Here is a 17,468-nt window from a genome sequence, read left to right on the forward strand (position 1 = left end):
AAAACTCAGCGAATCACACATACACTTTTTTCATTCATGCGTACTATGTGGTAGTAAGGATCGCATCCTTAAAACATATATCATGAGGAGGTTTCAAAATGGGCCACTATTCCCATTCTGATATCGAAGAAGCAGTAAAGTCCGCAAGCACCGAGGGATTGGAAGATTATTTGTACCAAGAACCAAAAAGCAGTAAGAAGAGAAAATCTCGCAGCCATAAAAAATCCCGTTCTCACAAAAAATCTCGCAGTCATAAAAAATCGTGCCGCTCTCACAAAAAATCTCGCAGCCATAAAAAATCGTGCCGCTCTCACAAAAAATCTCGCAGCCATAAAAAATCCCGTTCTCACAAAAAATCTCGCAGTCATAAAAAATCCCGTTCTCACAAAAAATCTCGCAGCCATAAAAAATCGCGCCGCTCTCACAAAAAATCTCGCAGTCATAAAAAATCCCGTTCTCACAAAAAATCTCGCAGCCACAAAAAATCATGCCGCCGCAAGAAAAAACGCACGCAGAAAAAACCTTACCGTCCTCATAAAAAAGACCCTTGCAAAAAAGACGATTACTGCAGCAAAACAGAGTACTGGAAAGACGGGAACATCTGGGTTGTAAAGAAAAACTACAAGTAACGCCATTTGTAAATAGGCTGCCGGCTAAACGGAAGCCTTTTTCCTCAATCAGATATATGCCACGTGATAAGATATGCAGCCGGTTTTCTTTTGTTGTGTTTCCGAATTTTCTTTCTGTATAATCAGGTCATACGATAAAGAAAGGCGGCCGAAATCATGCATATCTTACGAGCAGACGAACTGAACGCAAAAGACACCTACAAATTGCTTTCGGGCACAGTCGTTCCCCGGCCGATCGCATTTGTCACGACGCGGTCATCCATCAATGGCGCCGTAAACGCGGCGCCCTTCAGTTTCTATAACGTTGTCTCCGCAGAACCGCCGCTTCTGGCCATCTCTGTCAGCCGCGCGGACGGACGGCAGAAAGACACCGCGAGAAACGCAATCGCTCATCGGGAATTCGTGGTGCACGTCAGTGATGAGTCCATTATTGAAGACATTAACAAAACGGCGGCAAGGCTTGATCCTGATGTCAGTGAACTTGGCATGACAGACCTTTCTGTGACAGACAGCGCCTGCATCAGCGTTCCCGGTATAAAAGAAGCAAAAGTCAGGTTTGAATGTATACTCGAACGCCATCTTCCGTTTCAAAATGACAGCGGAGAAACGACGACAGACCTCATCATCGGCAGAGTCGTTTGTTTTCATTTGAATGACCAAGTATATGACGCCGATAAAGGCTACATACGGACAGATGAGCTGAAGCCTGCGGCAAGGCTCGCGGGGAATGAATACGTCAGACTCGGGAAGACATATACGCTTGTCCGCCCGACCTGAAGCAGGAACCATTATAATAGAAGAAACTAGTCAAAAAGACCCCTTTCGAAAGGGGTCTTTTTTGAGTCTTTTACCATTAAACTCAGCCTAATGTCTTATAGAATGCTGAAACTTACAAGGCCCTCACCCGTATGAAACGAGTGACACATTTTTAGGAGGAGACGATGGATTTCATTCAGTTACTGATTTTTTCAGCCGTATTTATTTTGCTCAGCCTTATGTTTCAAGTATTTGCCGTCAAAGTTCTTCATTTTCCAAAGGCTGTTAAAAAGCAGAAGCCGATAAACGGCACACATCGATTAATCGAAATCACACTGCTTATTACGGGCATCGCAGCGGTGACTTTTTTCAATGAAATGTACGTATTTGCGGGAGTTGTTTTCATGCTATTTTGCTGCAGCGGCTTAATGGAATGGCGGCACCGGCGGGAGGAAAAGCAATATGTGTACGATTCGTTTTACGCAGGTCTTTCTGCCGCTCTTGGCGTGCTTATTTTTTTCATCAGTTAGCGTATCATGCTCTATACTCCTGCGGCCGCTCCGTCGCCGCGCGGGTCGGCCCCGCCTTGGAGAAAGCCTTCTTCATCAATGACGATCGCTGCCGCATGGCCCATAAGCCCGTCAAAATCACCAACGGTCTCGACGCGGTGGCCGCTCTGCCTTAGGGCTTCTCTCGTTTCAGGGCTGATTCTGCTTTCAACCCTCAGCCCTTCATACTCCTCTCCCCATGTCCGCCCCCAGACCCAGCGCGGCTCATTGATCGCCTGCTGCGGGTCCATTTTGTAATCAATGATGCGCGTAATCATCGCTGTCTGAGTTTGCGGCTGGCCCTCTCCTCCCTGGGTTCCGTACAGGATGTGCGGCTTTCCTTCTTTACAGGCCATCGCCGGCATGAGGGTGTGGAACGTCCGCTTGCCGGGTTCAAGTGTATTGACATGGGATTCATCCAGCGAAAAAAATGACCCGCGGTTTTGCAGCAGAATGCCCGTCTCCCCCGCCGTAACGGCTGACCCGAATTCAAAATAAAGGCTCTGTATAAAGGAAACGGCATTTCCTTCCGCATCTCTGACGGCGGCATAAGCAGTGTCGCTTCCGACCGGACGGCTTAGCGCCGGCGCAGCCGTGTCACCGATTTCTTCCGCCAGCTGCTTTGCATACCGTTTATCAAGCAGCCGATCCAGCGGAATATGAGAAAATGCCGGATCAGTCAGCACTTCATTCCGGTGCTGAAAACTCTTCTTCAGCGCCTCGATCAGCAGATGATAATAGTCAAAGGAGCCGTGTTCAATCTGAGAAAAATCATAGTTTTCCAATATATTGAGCGTCATTAAGCCTGTAAAGCCCTGTGAATTCGGCGGAGCCTGATAGATGCGGTATCCGCGGTAATCAGAGGATACCGGGTTCGTCCACTCGCCGCGGTGGGCTTTAAAGTCATCAAGTGTCAGACGGCTGCCGTTGTTTTGCAGAAAGGATGTGATGCTTTGAGCGAGGTCTCCTTCATAAAAAGCGCTTCTGCCCTTCTCGGCAAGCTGTTCCAAGCTGGCCGCCAGATTCTTCTGGACAAACCGTTCACCGGGCATGGGCGCTTTTTTGTTTCTCGTAAAAATGGCCGAGGTGTAAGGCATCGAGGCTAAAAGAGCGAGATTGCGTTCTGTGTGGGCGCACTGGTCGGCGGACACGGGGAATCCGTTTGCCGCATAATCAAGAGCAGGCTTCAGCACCTCAGCGAGCGAAAGACGCCCGTACGCCGAAAGCACGGCATCCCAGCTGTCCGCCATTCCCGGAACGGTAATGGCGCTTTCTGGCCCGCGCAGAGGGATCGCTTCTCTGCCCCGATACAAGTCTCTCGTCACATGCTTCCCTGAACGGCCGCTCCCGTTATAAGCTTTGATTCGTCCCGTTTCTTTATGGTAAGTGAGCCAAAATGAATCCCCGCCAAGACCCGTCATATGCGGATACACGACTGCCAGGCAGGCGCTGACCGCCACTGCCGCGTCAAACGCGTTTCCTCCCTTTTCCAGAATGCCGGCCCCCGCCTGAGAAGCAAGATAATGCGGACTGACGACCATTTGTTTCGTTCCGATGGTTGAAGTATTCATGGCAAGCCCCTTTACAAATTTTCCTAAGTATAAAAAGCGGCTTCACCGGTATCCACCTTCCTGAAAGAAAAGCTCACACACTATTTACTTTCCGATAAGAAATAATCCTAAGTTATTACGTAACGAAAACAATAAAAAAATCTCCCCTTCATACCGTAACATTTCATGATACAATAATGTCTACCAAATGAAGGAAGGTGAAGCCGGTTGGAACATGAGTACAGCATTCCGAATCTTGTCCTTGATGAAACGGATAAACAGATTCTCTCGATTTTGCACGAGGAAGGGAGGATTTCCTATACAGACTTAGGAAAGCGGGTTAACCTGTCGCGAGTGGCGGTTCAGCACCGCATTCAGCATTTACTGGATGCCGGTGTGATTGAAAAATTCACCGCTGTCATCAACCCGGCGAAAATCGGCCGTCATGTGTCCGTGTTTTTTAACGTGGAGGTGGAGCCGCAGTATTTGGAGGAAACCGCATTAAAGCTTGAAAAGGAGCCGGCGGTGACAAGCCTTTATCATATGACCGGACCGAGCAAGCTGCATATGCACGGCATTTTCGCAAATGATCAGGAGATGGAAGAGTTTTTGACAAAACGGCTCTATACGCAAAAAGGCGTCGTCAGCGTCGACTGCCAAATGCTGATTAAACGGTATAAAAGCAGAACGGGCATGAAGCTGTAAGGAGGACATAGCCATGAAACATCCCTATTGGGACATTACGGCGGCGATGGTCCGAACGGGCATTCTCGGATTCGGAGGCGGCCCGTCGGTGATCCCGCTCATCCGCCATGAAGCCGTCAATAAATACAAATGGATAGATGATGATGAATTCGGAGAAATATTAGCGATCGCTAATGCGCTTCCCGGACCGATTGCCACAAAAATGGCGGCGTATCTGGGCTTCAAGCTGAAAGGCACGTTAGGCGCAATCGCGGCAACCCTCGCACATATTCTGCCTACATGTCTCGCTATGGCGGGCTTGTTTGCGGCTGTCAATGTCTTAAGCCGCTCAGCAATCGTTGCCGGCATGATTGGCGCCGTAACACCGGTGATCGCCGTCATGCTCGGCATCATGGCGTACGAGTTTGGCCAAAAAGCGCTTAAAGGTTTCGGCTGGGTCACGGGCATCCTGTTTTTTATCATCGCTTTTATCGGCCTGCAAACGTTACAGATCAATCCCGGCTTTGTCATTATCATTTTCTTGGCATACGGCGCGTTTCATTTTAAATTAAAGGACAAAATCACAAATAAACGTTCAAAAGATAAAGGCATGCCGGCCTCATGATCTTGATTTATGTATTTATGGCGTTTTTTGTCGCAAACGTACTCGGATATGGAGGCGGACCGGCGTCGATCCCGCTGATGTTTGAAGAAGTCGTCAACAGATACAGCTGGCTCTCAAACGATCAATTCTCAAATATGCTCGCACTTGCGAACGCATTGCCGGGCCCGATCGCAACCAAAATCGCGGCGTATGTCGGCTACAGCGCAGGCGGATGGCCCGGATTCCTGATTGCGCTGATCGCCACCGTCGTACCGTCGGCGCTCGCATTGATCGTCCTCTTGCGCATCATTCAGCGCTTCCGCCAATCCCCCGTCATCAAAGGTATGACGCTGTCCGTCCAGCCTGTCATCGCCGTCATGATGCTCATTCTTACCTGGCAAATCGGCGCAGACGGCATCAAAGCGATCGGCTGGGTTCAAGCGATAGTGATTGCGGGGATTTCCCTCCTTGTCTTGACAAAATTCAAGATGCATCCGGCCTTTCTGATTATCGCGGCGTTTTTGTATGGAGGGCTTGTGATTCCTCATTTATAAAGAAAAGCACCTGGACAGGTGCTTTTTTATTTTGGCCCGGAAATACCATTTGATATGACAACTGTTTCTTCGCCTGCATCACTCTTGATGATTTGCTTGACTTGCAGCGTTGCGCCTGCCATTCTCACAGATTGCTGAACCTGAGGTGAATTGGTTTCAGCCTGTATCCAAACAGAAGTCGGCGCTTTCCAAGCTAGAAAGAGTGCAAGAATCAACATACCAGAGATAACCAGCAGCAGCTTCATATCGCATCACTTCTTTTCAATAAACGGCTCGCAGCGGACAGCGCCTGTTGATCATGAAGAATATCACCCGGACGATTGCCTTCTCCCAGCACATAGCCTTTAAAGGACATCCCCATAAAATGAAAAATATGTTCAAATTGCTGAATCAGCGGCAGCCCTTTTAGTTTAGGGTTGTCTCCGCCCACTGCTGTTACATATGCCTGCTTCGCTGACATTTGCTGTTTAAAATCAGGAAACCTCGGATCTCTCAGCGTCTGTGACCAGCGATCAATAAACAGCTTTAATGTCCCTGACATGCCAAACCAATAAATTGGGGTGGCGAATACAAGAATATCGCACGGTAATATCAGCTCAATGATAGAATCGTAGTCATCTTGAACAGGACGAAAGCCGCCTTGGGCGTGGCGCAGATCTTCAATTGGCCGGATCCGATATTTCCGCAAATGAATGTGCTCCGCATCGAATGCTTGAACAGCCTTCTCCGCAAGAATATCCGTATTTCCGCCAGAACGAGTTCCGCCATTAATAACCGCAATTTTCATGATGCATCTGCTCCTTTGTTTACGAATGATTTTCTTCATCATATAATGGATTCATCAATCAATACAGATGATTATTTCGATTGTTTCAATCGATAAAACCGATTTAGAAAGGGCGAGATCAAATGGAATTGAAGCAGCTGATCACCTTTATTACCGCAGCAGAACATGTAAACTTCACCCTAACCGCCAAGATGCTTAACTATGCACAATCAAGTGTTACCTCTCAGATCAAATCACTGGAAGAAGAAATCGGGACTCCTTTATTTGAACGGCTGGGCAAGCGGCTTTTCCTGACAGAAGCCGGCAAAACGTTCAAATCCTATGCGGAGAAGATCATTGCGTTAACAGAAGAAGCAAAAATGGCCGCAAATCAAGCAAGAGAAACAACCGGAACCTTGAAAATCGGCGCGACGGAAAGCCAGTGCACATACCGCCTTCCGCCTATCATAAAAGAATTCAAACAGGCTTTTCCTCAAGTAAAGCTTATATTCAAACCGTATATTTCCAACGAACAAGCGAAAGAACAGCTCTTGCAGGGCCAGCTTGATATCACTTTCATTTTGGATGTGAATCGGTCGGAAGACGCACTGCACGTTGAATCTCTGATTCAGGATGAAATCAAAATGGTAGCCGCCAATGACCATCCTTTTCCAGCAGACTCACCAGCAGCATTGAAGGATCTTCAAAATGAAACCCTTCTGCTGACAGAGGACGGCTGTTCATATCGCACGCTCTTTGAGAACACTTTACATGACGCCGGAGTCTACCCTAATAAATTAGAATTCGTCAGCATAGAAGCCATCAAACAATGCGTGATGGCCGGACTCGGAATCGGACTATTGCCTGAAATGACAGTAAAAGACGATATTGCCGAAGGACGGATGAAAGAACTCAACTGGCAGAATGAATGCCCCGTTTTTACTCAACTAGCATGGCATAAGGACAAGTGGATGTCTGCGCCATTAAAGGCATTTATCGATTTGACGCGAAAAACATTCAAATAAAAACCTGCTGCAAGGACGACAAAGTTTTTAATAAAGCAGACACCAGGCATACAAAAAAAACACTTGGTGGCTTAGAGCTCCAAGTGTTACATGTGATTTTTCCGATAAAACGTTCGCAAAACATGCGTTTCAAGGTCAGCCAGACGGACAGGGATCGGCAGCCTGCTTTCTCGATTGATCATTTTCATTGTGATCTGATAGCTGCTTTCTAAATCAATGTTATGTCCGCAAGACAAGAAGATAGGCTTCACGTCCCGCCGTGTCCGAAGCGCCCGGCCATATACCTCGCCGTCAATGAGAATATCGGTGTAGGCGCCGACTTCATTTTCAGGCATCTCAAAATCGCAGCCTTTGATTTTGAGATAGGTTTTCGCAATCCCAATCGTCGGCTTCCCCAGAAAAAAAGCCGCATGGGTGGCAACGCCCATATGATTGTAATGCAGATACCCGTTGCCATCAAACAAAAACACATCCGGCTCCGTCTCCAGCTTTTTGGCCGCTTCGATGATCAGCGGCAGCTCGCGAAACGCAAGAAAACCGGACACATACGGCACGCTGATTTTCCCCATGCTGTGCACTTTTTCAATCACCTCTGTTGTATCAGCGTCAATCACGATGATACTGCACACCCCGTACGGTTCCCCGTCCTGCTCCCAATAAGCGAGGTCGACGCCTGCGCTGGTGTTGACGGAGTCTGGATGGATGACGGGGGATAGGTTGATTTTATGTATTAGGGATTGTTGTGTTCGAACAAAATCCGATTCATCTTTTAGATCAAAATCGTGAATTTGATGTATTTTCATTTCACTTGTTTTCCTCTCTTCGCGCTCAATTGTCCTGCATGTCGATTCTAGCAATGACTCCAAATTATATCATTGAAAAAAGCAGATAGTATAATCTGCTTTTTATTAATATTCATTTTTCATTTCTTTCATAAAAATAAGATCCAATTGTTTAAGTAATTCTTTAAGTTCAGTACACATAATATCTTCTAAAGGATTTTCCCAATCTTTGTTTTTTATCAGTTCAATGCCATAACTGCCGGTTGGATCCCCTTCTGGGTACCACCCTACAAGCAGCAAATTTTTAGTTTTATGAGAAACTGCAGGAGATCTTGATTAAAGTCAAATAACCAAGCATCATCATTTTCCTCTAGAGTTTTAGGGTCAGTATCTTTTAATGTAATATAATCAACAGTCCACCCCGCTGGTATCTTAAGCCTTAAGAAATTGGGAACATGTTGGCTTAGGTGCTGCAAACCCTCTAAAACCCCACTTCCCACAGTCCAGATTTGATATTCCAACTCTTCCAATAATTGTTCTATTTCATTAAAAGAGTCTTCTTTATAAATCTTATCTGTTTTTAAGCCCGCTACTATGACATGGTATTAATCATTTTCAAATATTACCTTAATAACAGCATTACGTTTTTCATTTTGTAGTTTTAGTAATTCATATTTTTCTTCCATCCTTTTTTCTGAATTTAAATTGTTCTGTACTACAGACCAGCCATTACAGATTTTTAATGGCTGCGATTGAGAAATATGATCTCTGTCCATCCTGCTTCTCCTTGTATTCCACATTGTTAAATTATTATAAAAAAACTTGCCGATAACAACACGGCAAGCTCTTAACTATAGCAATTCTAATACATCAGTAAACAAGGCATCTCCTAATGTTATTCTCTGGGATGTATATTCGCTTTTGGAACATCTAATTTATTATGTTTTCTTACCATGAGAACCTCTGTTAGTAACTATTCATTTCCTAATCTTTAATTTTAATAAGGTTCAATCTCCTTATCGGTACAACCCAAATAAATATACTAATCATTCATAGCTTTCGGGGGTATAAAAGCGACTAATTGACCTTCAGGATATATACCTTTCCATCCACAAGGCCATCCGCCGGATTTATATACTTGAAACATTTTCTCAAAAAGATTGTCTTTATTACCGTTTACCAGACGATTGATTGCACATTTATACAGATCTGACTCTACTTCTTCAGCAATATCCCAAAAATCCATAGGAATGAAATCTTCAGAATAGTTATCATCAGAATTGAAAATATTCGATAATTCTTCATCTATTGTTTTTAAGTGATCATTATTTAAAATTATACCCAGCAACTGTCCGGTTTCATTTGATTTGACATCTTGCCAAATTACTTCAACTTCATCAGTATCTTGAGACCATGCTAATTGTTGTGCAATCTCAAAATCGTCTGTAACTGTAATATCAGACAAATTCCGATTATTATTTTTAAATAATTCTCCATGCTTAATAAAGTCAATTACCTCTTCCACTAAATCGCTATATTCACCGAAACTACTCATTTATTTAACCACCTTTCCCATAATTCCTCTGTAGCTCCCCCGCCTCTTTGCCAGATAGGGAGCTTTTTGTTTTGACCTTTTTTATAAAACTTTCCCATATTTTTGATTTTCGATTTATAAAGAGGTATTCCCTTTTCTACCCCTAATTTTAGTTTTTGCTGTAATTCATAAACTTGTTGTTCTAAAACTTCAACACTTTCATTAATGTCCATTTTATTCAACTGTTTTTTTACAACATTATTATAAACACTATGATAACCTCTATGTCTAGACAAAGTACTTATTGCCTCTGCAGGTATTGGTAAGAAAATACCATTCGATGCATGATTTGTTTCCATTCCTATTTTTTTAATTATAGGATGGTTATATAGCTCTCCAGGAATAATATGTTGGGCTTGGTATCCAGTCCATTTTGATGACCGCGGTAATCCCATAGATTCTAACAAGTTTTTCCCAAGTTCAGTTGAATCGCTTTTTGTTGTATGACCCGGTCGTCCTGGTATTTTCCTCTTCTGCTCTATCATCGGACCCTTAGTGCCTTTACCACTACCCACCATCTTCACAATCCCAAGATCTTTCACAGCTTTGGTTTTCACATCAGCATGAATGATTGGGAAAGTTGCGCCATCCGGTGTAACAGTCTTTTGGACACGAATTTTTACATTCGTCGGTACTTTGAATTCTTTCAGTTGGTCTAGAATCTTTTTCCCTTTTTCAACTTTTGATGCTTGTGGCGATTTTGCAAGCGGTATGCCTTTGTTTACATGCTTCGCCAATGCGCCGGCTCCAACCAAACTCAGCGCAGCTTCCAGCGCCCCTTGCTTCCGTTTTTCCTCAGACACTTTGTTTCCGAACATATCCCGTCCTGTGACGGCTTCTGTGAATCCGTTTGAGGCGACGAGGCCGTATGCGCCCATTTCTGTCATTTTGAGAATGTCTAAGGATTTTCCGGTTTTATAGGCATCTAAAGCATGTTCTGCGGCAATGACGGTTTTTCCGGTTTTGTAAATGGCTTTTCCGCCTTTGAAAGCGCGGCCCGCCCAGCCGACGACCGGTATGAATCCGGCGGCGGCCATCGCTCCTGCTGTGACGCGTTCTGCGGTGGAGAGTTTTTCGCCGGTCACCGGATCAACGCCTTCGGCTGCTCTTTTATAATCATAATAGCCGGTGACTTCGCCGGTAAAGTTGCAGATGCCGTCCCATGTTTTTTCGTACCATGGTTTATTGGCTTCTTCTTCAGCCTTTTCCTGAAGCCGTCTTGCTTCGGCCTGCTGGGCTTTTGCGTCAATATAGTCCGTGCCCTGTTTTTCTGTCGCCATGACGCTTTTGTAGATTTCATTGCTGTGGAAGGCTTTTTTGTCATAGTACATAGGGGAGGCGCTTTTCCCGTTGCTGGTGGCCTGCATGAGAAGGGAATATTTGCTGAGCACTGCGTTGTCCAGAGATTCTAAGTTTTGATATTCAGCGGTCAGGGATTCATCAAGCGTATCGACTGCCGTGATCGTGTCGCGTCTGGTTTTCTGGGCATCACCCATTTTATCTGCGTAATCATCCAGCGTATATGTATCGAGATGAATAATATCACTGATGCCAGACAAAATTGAATCGATTTCTGCTTTATGAGCGGAGACAATCTCTGAAGCTCTCAAATCCGCATTGGGCAGCTCATGCTCTAAAAATGAAGTCTCCGCATATGAATCACTGAGCTCTTGATCTTTAATGTCACCTGAAATGCCATTTAAAAACGCAATTTGAGCAGAGACAAGCGTCAGCCAGCTGTCGGCGATTTCCGCTTGTCCCTGAAAAAAATCTTTTATATTGTCTGCGCCTTTCCCTTTCAAAGCATCACCCAGATCGGCCACGCCTTGAAAGGCTTGTTTGAGCGCACGCAGCTGTTCTTCAAGGGCTTCGTATTGTTTCTTTCTCTTATCTGCTTCGTCCGTTAACGATTGTGATTCAAACACTTTGCTCATCGGCAAGTCCTTTCTTTCGTTATTTTACAGCGATCGCCTCGTCCTGTTCCTTCAAAGAATCTACGTTGTCTTTAACGTCCGCGATGTTCTTATGAACGGCCTGCTTGTATTCGCTGATCATCGATACAAGCTTTGCCTCGCGGGATTGGTATTTGGAGGTATAGTCGAGCTTGTTTTTTCCGTTTGTACCGGCGTTCCCGATAGAAACGGCCTCCAAAGCGCTGCTGACGGATTCAAGCTGCTTCATGACGGCTCCGTATTTGAGTTTTATTTCTGCCATTAAAACCAACTCCAGCTTTTTTTGATTGATTGTATTTTTTCTCCGACCGTGTCAAGGGCTTCTTCTCCCAGCGTCAGCAGGTGCTCTGCCTCTCTCGCGATGCTTCTGGCGGCAAGGAGCCCTCCTTTTTCAATTTCAAGCTGTGTCATCTTTAAGCCGATTCTGTAAATATAACCGTCGTATTTGTCTGTGACGATTCTGTATGCTTCTGTATGGGCCTGATCGCGCCGGTCATCAAATTCTTCAGCAAAAGTGCCGGTCCAATGATGATCCAGGTGCGGCCTGAGGATGTCCCTGATTTCAGACACGCCCTCTTCCTGCAGAGATTCTATCTCTCTTTTCGCTTCTTTTAATTTATCAATTTGGTGTTCGATCTCGCCCAGTTTATGGCTGATGGTGCTGTTAATATGGCTTAATGTGCTTGAATGGCTCATCTGTTTTCACCTCGTCTTACGCAAAAAGTCGTACAAAAAGCACAGACTTTTCCATACTATATTTCCATATATTATATTTTAAAATAGACAGAAAGCAGCTTAAATAGGTTAAATGACTTATTTTCAGCAGCCGAAATGCTCATCATTAACGCCAAAAGACTCACACAAACGGCATATCCATTCATTGATCTCCTCTATGTATCCATGATAAATTCCCTAAAAAAAAAAGAGACAGTGATTAACCGTCTCCTTTGCCTTGTATCATGATTCTAATAATGTCGTTAACTGCAGTCCCAGTTGTACAAAACGTTTGAGAAATCTTTTTTCTTCAAATCTTCCGGTCTGATAAAGAAATTGGCGATTCCCACATCTCCCCACATCGAATCAATGTCATCATCTGAATCAATTTGCAAGAGCAGAATCGTATGGTTTTGATGGGAATAAGACCGCGGATCTTCCTGGGTGAAGGACGCATAGCCGCCGATTTTATGGCCGAATGCGTTCACCGTATATTCGTCATACACCTCATCGTCAAACTGCTCGAAATAGCCGAAGGCATCCATCCCGGCATACTGCCTGAATTGAAAATCAGACGGGAGCACCCATTCAGCAGACAGCTCAGGGGTGATCAGCGCTTCGGATTGAATCGGAAAATCGTACTCCTCTTCAACCTGAACGAAAGAAAAATCATCCATGAGCTCCTCTTCCCGATCTGTCACGTGCTCAAAATATTTGACGCAGAAACCCGTTTGCGCGCACCCGTCGTCAAAATTCAAACCGTATACGTCATCACTGACCGATATGTAAAACTGAAGAATGCCGGTGTCCGGAAAATCAGGTAGTCCGGGCATATCCGCAAAATTGATTTGGGCGAGAAGCTTCATCGGCCTGCCGCTTTCATCTTCAGGGTATGGTTCATGTTTCGGAAAATAGGGGTCTCCGGCAATTTTACTGTCATACCGTCCCGTTTCAGCTTTTTTGACGTGCAGTTTGATAAAGGGCCGTGCTGACGTTTCCAGCAGACCGCGGGATGATTCCATTTGCTTCGGCAATTTCCATGTGTTTTCCACGATTAATATCTCCTTCGTCTCTAATGATTGTATGATAAAAGGCCGGCGCGGACCGCCGGCCTTTCAAGTGACAGAATCAGTCTGAGGCACGACGGCTCTTCTTCCGATTGAGATATATTCCACGCCGGCCTGTTCCGCTTCCTCAAGCGAGTGGCAGTTTCTCCCGTCGAAAATAACCGGGGTTTCCATCAGCTCTTTGTACGCTTCAAGCGGGAAGTGTTTAATTTGTTCCCAATCTGTCAGAATCAGGACGGCATCCGCTCCCCTGACGGCTTCTTCTATGGACTCCCGATAGGAAACCGCAGCCGGAAGCAGCCCGGAAGCCCGGAATGAAGCGATCGGATCGTACGCTGTCATCCGGGCGTCAAGAGCCGCCAGACGATCCGCAATGACAATGGACGGGGCATCCCGCATATCATCTGTATTCGGCTTAAAAGACAGCCCTAATAACGCGATGGTTTTCCCCGTCACACCGCCCAGCCTGTTCAGCACTTTATCAACCAGCATGGACTGCTGGTTATTGTTGACTTTAATGACGGACTTCAGCAATTCAAAATCATGCTCCACATGTCCCGCGATCTGCACGAGGGCGTTTGTATCCTTCGGAAAACAGGAACCGCCGTAACCGATGCCGGCTCTTAAGAATTGATTGCCGATCCGTTTATCCAATCCCATTCCGTGTGCGACTGATTCCACATCCGCACCGACTTTTTCACATATATGAGAAATTTCATTAATAAAACTGATTTTTGCCGCTAAAAATGCGTTTGACGCATATTTGATCATCTCAGCGCTTCTGATGTCCGTATGATATACCGGAATCGCAAGCGGCGCGAAAACGCGGTCAAGCGTTTCCCGCGTCTGCCGGTCTTCAGCCCCGATCACGATGCGGTCGCCGTGAAAGGTATCGTGAATCGCCGAACCTTCACGGAGAAATTCCGGATTCGAAGCGATTGAAATGTTCACGTCCGCTCTCAGCCGTGAATGAATAACTTCGCTGATTCTGTCATTCGTTCCCACGGGAACCGTGCTTTTTGTCACGACGATCGCATCTTTAGAAATATGTTCGGCAATCTGTTCGGCGACATTTTCAATATAAGTAAGGTTTGCGTGCCCGTCTTCTTTTTGCGGCGTTCCGACCGCTATAAAAATAACGTCCGCTTCCGCAAGCCCTTTTTCGTAGCTCGTTTCAAATGCCAGCCGATGCCGGCCGATATTTCGTTTCATCATATCTTCAAGGCCCGGTTCAAAGATAGGGGACAATCCCTTTCTCATCTGCTCAACCTTACGTTCGTCAATATCTATGCATGTTACGTCATGGCCGATTTCTGAAAGAGACACTCCTGTCACAAGACCGACGTAGCCTGTTCCGATCACTGTTATTTTCATCGTGTTCCCCCAACCGTTTAGAAATTGCTGCTGGGCAGCTTACCGCTATTATCATATGATCCCGGCGCCGGCGGAATGCCGGGAGCCTGAGGTCATGATAGGAAAAAACGGCGCCGGCCGCTGATAATAGCATAAGCATAAAAGAACCATCTTGCAAAACAGCCGCTTACGCTTCATTTAAACGGGATGGAGACGACGATTAAAAAAGACCCCAGCGCTTACGGCGGGCCACAGGCAGCGGAGGTTCCTTATAAACGGCTTTGTTTTCAGCGAGAAGCGCCGCATTTTCCGTGAGCATGTAAATCAGCTCCGCCCCTGCTTCTTTTTTCAGAACGCTGATCGCCTCCTGATAATAAAAATTTCTCGGTCTGAGATTATGGGCGTCAGATGCGAGAAAGTGGATCAAATTCGCTTCCATCAGCTGCAGCGAAAAGGATTTCGCTTTCCGCCCGAATGCTCCGGCAATGCAGCCGGCCGTCACTTGGGCGGCCGCCCCTTTCTTCACAAGACTGTAAAGGACGGAAGGATTTTCGCGAATTTCCCTGTTCCGCTCCGGATGGGCGATGACGGGGACATATCCGTTCAGCTGCAGTTCATAAAACAGCCTTTCAGCATAGGCCGGGACATGATCCGCCGGAAATTCCGCCAGCACATACTTTGTATTATGGAGCGGGGCAAGCGAGCCGCTTTGAAGACCTGCCAGCAGATCTCCGTCTATTCTGATTTCCTGGCCTGGCAGAACAGTCAGCGGAATGCCTTCCTTATTCAAACGTTTGTTTAACAGGCTGACCGCTTCGTTGACCGTATGCCGATCCGTGTCATAGCGGTATTTCACATGATGCGGCGTCGCGATGATCGTATCAATCCCCTGTCTGACCGCTTCTCTCGCCATCTTCAGGCTTTCTGTATCATCCGCCGCGCCGTCGTCTATGGAAGGAAGGATGTGACAATGGATATCTATCATATTTCAATCCCTCCTTAAAAAGAATGGACCGCGCCCATTGTGACATTATTGTCCGTAATAGGCGTAGTCCGAATGTTTCGTTTGTTTCTTCCCGTTCATAACGGCCCCAAGGAGCTTGCACGGGCAGTAATCGAGCGCTTCTTTCGCCTTGGCCGCTTTTTCTTTGTCCGTTTTCCCGCTTGAGATCACCATAATGGCCCCGTCAGTGTAGCTGCCTAATATTTTCGTATCGGCTACGGCCAAAACGGGAGGCGTATCCAAAATCACCTTATCATAAACTGTGGCTGCTTCTGACAGAAGATCTTTCATCGCACCCGTCGATAAAAGCTCCGCCGGATTGGGCGGGATCGGCCCGCTCGTTAAAATATCCAAGTTTGCTTCATCAGCCGGCAGGACGGCTTTCTGAAACGGCAGCTGTTTTAACAGCAGCGACGTTAATCCGGTTCCGTTATCCAATTTGAAGGTGAAATGAACCGTCGGTTTGCGCAGATCCGCATCAATTAAAAGCACTTTTTTCCCCTGCTGTGCAAATACGACGGCAAGGTTGGCCGCGGTTGTCGATTTTCCTTCTTCCGGACCGGCGGATGTGATCAAAAGGGACTTCACCTCCGTATCAACGGAAGAAAATTCAATGTTTGTGCGAATCGTGCGATATTGTTCTGAGTTGATGGATTTCGGCTCAGACATCGCAATCACGCTTCGTTTTCCGGGTTTGTCTTTTTTACGCGTCAACATGTCCGCCTCCCGCTTGTTTGGTTTCCGCCATCCTCAAGCTTTTGGCAACGCTGTCTTTAGTACTGATTGAAGTAACCGTTCCCAGGATCGGGATGCCGAGCAGCGCTTCCAGCTGTTCTTCCGATTTGATCGTATTATCCAGATGTTCCAGCAAAAAGGCGAGACCGATTCCGCCCAAAAGTCCGGCGGCAAACGCAATCGCGATGTTCAGCTTACGGTTAGGCTCTGCCGGTGACTGGCTGTCCGACGCTTCGGCCTTTGAAAGGATGCTGACATTATCCACGTTCATGATGGCGGTGATCTTGTCCTGAAAAACGGATGCAACCGCATTTGCCATAACGGCCGCCCGCTTAGCATCCGTATCCCGAACGGCAATCGTCACGACTTGTGAATCCTGCTCGCTGGATACCGTGATTTTCGATTCCAGCTCTTTCGAAGTCATGGACAGATGCAGCTGTTTAATCACCTCATCGAGGATGACCGGGCTTTTGATGATGACATTATACGTGTTGATTAATTGGAGGTTGGTTTGAACGTCATTGAATTGGACTTCTTTTTGATTGTTTTTGGATTGGCTGACCAAAATTTGAGTTGAGTTTTCATAGACCGGCGTAAGAGCGAAGAAACTGATGAGACCGCCTGCGGAAGATGCCGCCGCGGTAATAATAAGTATAAACAGCAGACGCTTTCTCAGTATTGCGAATATTTCCTTTATGCTTGCAGATTCTCCCATATAACCTCCATATCACTTTCCGTGTATTCCCATTCCCTCCAATGATCTTTTCCAATTACGATTATACAGCTTTAAACTGTCATTTCTAACCTTTTCAAATGACAAAATTCGACAAAAATAGACAATCACTTCAATCTGATTTATATTTGTAAGCGCTTTAAATACTGGTGTCACAGGAAGATTAAAAAATCCCGCGGCCAGGAGGCTGCGGGATTTTATGTTGCATATCCATTTTTAATATAAGAAATCAAATTCTCAAGCATTTCTTTTGTGGTCATCTCAGAGGACTGCTCACCGATGTCGTGCGCATGCATTAAAATCTTCAGAAACTCCTCTTGATCTAACTTCGTTTTCTTCATCATTCGTTTCCTTTCGGCTTCCATTAAATTGAAAACAAGATTATTATATGCTGTCGGGTGCTGTTTTGCAATCTCTAA

Annotated in this window: 21 protein-coding genes and 1 pseudogene; 7 read left to right on the plus strand and 15 right to left on the minus strand. The window is 45.9% G+C overall.

What is annotated here, in order from left to right:
• Positions 1–98 precede the first annotated feature (98 nt).
• The 3 genes from AC2CGA_RS09260 (at position 99) to AC2CGA_RS09270 (ending at position 1,915) form a co-directional block, all read left to right on the plus strand.
• Positions 99–629, plus strand: a complete 531-nt coding sequence (locus tag AC2CGA_RS09260; RefSeq protein ID WP_079004926.1) for a CotG/ExsB N-terminal domain-containing protein — start codon at positions 99–101, stop codon at positions 627–629.
• A 156-nt stretch (positions 630–785) separates the two neighbouring features.
• Positions 786–1,406, plus strand: coding sequence for a flavin reductase family protein (locus AC2CGA_RS09265; RefSeq protein ID WP_003151304.1), 621 nt, complete (start codon positions 786–788; stop codon positions 1,404–1,406).
• A 164-nt stretch (positions 1,407–1,570) separates the two neighbouring features.
• Positions 1,571–1,915, plus strand: coding sequence for a DUF4181 domain-containing protein (locus tag AC2CGA_RS09270; protein WP_025853574.1), 345 nt, complete (start codon positions 1,571–1,573; stop codon positions 1,913–1,915).
• 11 nt (positions 1,916–1,926) lie between these two features.
• Here the strand turns inward: AC2CGA_RS09270 and ggt are convergent, their stop codons facing one another.
• Entirely contained in the window at positions 1,927–3,504 is a 1,578-nt protein-coding gene (ggt, locus tag AC2CGA_RS09275) for a gamma-glutamyltransferase (protein ID WP_063174490.1), read from the minus strand.
• Between the two features lie 207 nt (positions 3,505–3,711).
• Between ggt and chrS the strand changes: the two genes are divergently transcribed.
• Genes chrS through chrA form a run of 3 tightly spaced genes read left to right on the plus strand, consistent with a single transcriptional unit; the run spans position 3,712 to position 5,325 of the window.
• Positions 3,712–4,188 (plus strand): chromate efflux transcriptional regulator ChrS, encoded by a 477-nt coding sequence (gene chrS, locus AC2CGA_RS09280; protein WP_003151298.1) that lies wholly within the window; start codon positions 3,712–3,714, stop codon positions 4,186–4,188.
• Between the two features lie 13 nt (positions 4,189–4,201).
• A complete protein-coding gene (gene chrB / locus AC2CGA_RS09285) occupies positions 4,202–4,792 on the plus strand; it encodes a chromate efflux transporter subunit ChrB (protein WP_115996766.1) in 591 nt (196 codons plus the stop codon).
• Complete coding sequence (gene chrA, locus AC2CGA_RS09290) at positions 4,789–5,325, plus strand: chromate resistance efflux protein ChrA (protein ID WP_014305969.1); 537 nt, start codon at positions 4,789–4,791, stop codon at positions 5,323–5,325. Before chrB ends, chrA begins: the two co-directional genes overlap by 4 nt.
• A gap of 26 nt (positions 5,326–5,351) precedes the next feature.
• On the opposite strand, the gene AC2CGA_RS09295 is transcribed toward chrA, so the two are convergent.
• On the minus strand, positions 5,352–5,570 hold the full coding sequence (locus AC2CGA_RS09295; protein ID WP_015387600.1) for a hypothetical protein: 219 nt from the start codon (positions 5,568–5,570) through the stop codon (positions 5,352–5,354).
• Positions 5,567–6,112 carry a flavodoxin family protein gene (locus AC2CGA_RS09300; protein ID WP_043867489.1) on the minus strand — a complete coding sequence of 182 codons (546 nt, stop codon included), beginning with the start codon at positions 6,110–6,112 and terminating at the stop codon, positions 5,567–5,569. The genes AC2CGA_RS09295 and AC2CGA_RS09300 overlap by 4 nt, the downstream gene beginning before the upstream one ends.
• 122 nt (positions 6,113–6,234) lie before the next feature.
• On the opposite strand from AC2CGA_RS09300, the gene AC2CGA_RS09305 reads away from it, so the two are divergent.
• The gene (locus tag AC2CGA_RS09305) at positions 6,235–7,116 is read left to right on the plus strand and encodes a LysR family transcriptional regulator (RefSeq protein WP_015387598.1); all 882 of its coding nucleotides are present in this window, start codon (positions 6,235–6,237) and stop codon (positions 7,114–7,116) included.
• An 86-nt stretch (positions 7,117–7,202) separates the two neighbouring features.
• Here the strand turns inward: AC2CGA_RS09305 and AC2CGA_RS09310 are convergent, their stop codons facing one another.
• From AC2CGA_RS09310 to AC2CGA_RS09365, 12 genes and pseudogenes are all read right to left on the minus strand, one after another.
• Complete coding sequence (locus AC2CGA_RS09310; RefSeq protein ID WP_484480176.1) at positions 7,203–7,919, minus strand: endonuclease V; 717 nt, start codon at positions 7,917–7,919, stop codon at positions 7,203–7,205.
• 105 nt (positions 7,920–8,024) lie between these two features.
• A pseudogene (locus AC2CGA_RS09315) lies at positions 8,025–8,674 on the minus strand (hypothetical protein).
• Between the two features lie 266 nt (positions 8,675–8,940).
• Positions 8,941–9,453, minus strand: a complete 513-nt coding sequence (locus AC2CGA_RS09320; RefSeq protein ID WP_043867491.1) for a hypothetical protein — start codon at positions 9,451–9,453, stop codon at positions 8,941–8,943.
• Positions 9,450–11,426 carry a T7SS effector LXG polymorphic toxin gene (locus tag AC2CGA_RS09325; protein ID WP_043867492.1) on the minus strand — a complete coding sequence of 659 codons (1,977 nt, stop codon included), beginning with the start codon at positions 11,424–11,426 and terminating at the stop codon, positions 9,450–9,452. Before AC2CGA_RS09325 ends, AC2CGA_RS09320 begins: the two co-directional genes overlap by 4 nt.
• Positions 11,427–11,445: 19 nt before the next feature.
• The gene (locus AC2CGA_RS09330; protein WP_003151276.1) at positions 11,446–11,706 is read right to left on the minus strand and encodes a YwqI/YxiC family protein; all 261 of its coding nucleotides are present in this window, start codon (positions 11,704–11,706) and stop codon (positions 11,446–11,448) included.
• Positions 11,706–12,140 (minus strand): coiled-coil domain-containing protein, encoded by a 435-nt coding sequence (locus AC2CGA_RS09335; RefSeq protein WP_003151273.1) that lies wholly within the window; start codon positions 12,138–12,140, stop codon positions 11,706–11,708. Before AC2CGA_RS09335 ends, AC2CGA_RS09330 begins: the two co-directional genes overlap by 1 nt.
• A 281-nt stretch (positions 12,141–12,421) precedes the next feature.
• Positions 12,422–13,210, minus strand: coding sequence for a YwqG family protein (locus AC2CGA_RS09340; RefSeq protein ID WP_003151271.1), 789 nt, complete (start codon positions 13,208–13,210; stop codon positions 12,422–12,424).
• A 63-nt stretch (positions 13,211–13,273) separates the two neighbouring features.
• Complete coding sequence (locus AC2CGA_RS09345) at positions 13,274–14,599, minus strand: UDP-glucose dehydrogenase family protein (protein WP_015387591.1); 1,326 nt, start codon at positions 14,597–14,599, stop codon at positions 13,274–13,276.
• 199 nt (positions 14,600–14,798) lie between these two features.
• Complete coding sequence (locus AC2CGA_RS09350; protein ID WP_139885464.1) at positions 14,799–15,563, minus strand: tyrosine-protein phosphatase; 765 nt, start codon at positions 15,561–15,563, stop codon at positions 14,799–14,801.
• Between the two features lie 45 nt (positions 15,564–15,608).
• Entirely contained in the window at positions 15,609–16,298 is a 690-nt protein-coding gene (locus AC2CGA_RS09355; protein ID WP_025853583.1) for a CpsD/CapB family tyrosine-protein kinase, read from the minus strand.
• A complete protein-coding gene (tkmA, locus tag AC2CGA_RS09360; RefSeq protein ID WP_014305983.1) occupies positions 16,285–17,031 on the minus strand; it encodes a protein-tyrosine kinase activator TkmA in 747 nt (248 codons plus the stop codon). The genes AC2CGA_RS09355 and tkmA overlap by 14 nt, the downstream gene beginning before the upstream one ends.
• Before the next feature lie 215 nt (positions 17,032–17,246).
• Positions 17,247–17,390, minus strand: coding sequence for a YwzD family small protein (locus AC2CGA_RS09365; RefSeq protein ID WP_003151259.1), 144 nt, complete (start codon positions 17,388–17,390; stop codon positions 17,247–17,249).
• Between the last annotated feature and the right edge of the window lie 78 nt (positions 17,391–17,468).

This window comes from Bacillus sp. SYZHCR11 (genome assembly GCF_057196865.1).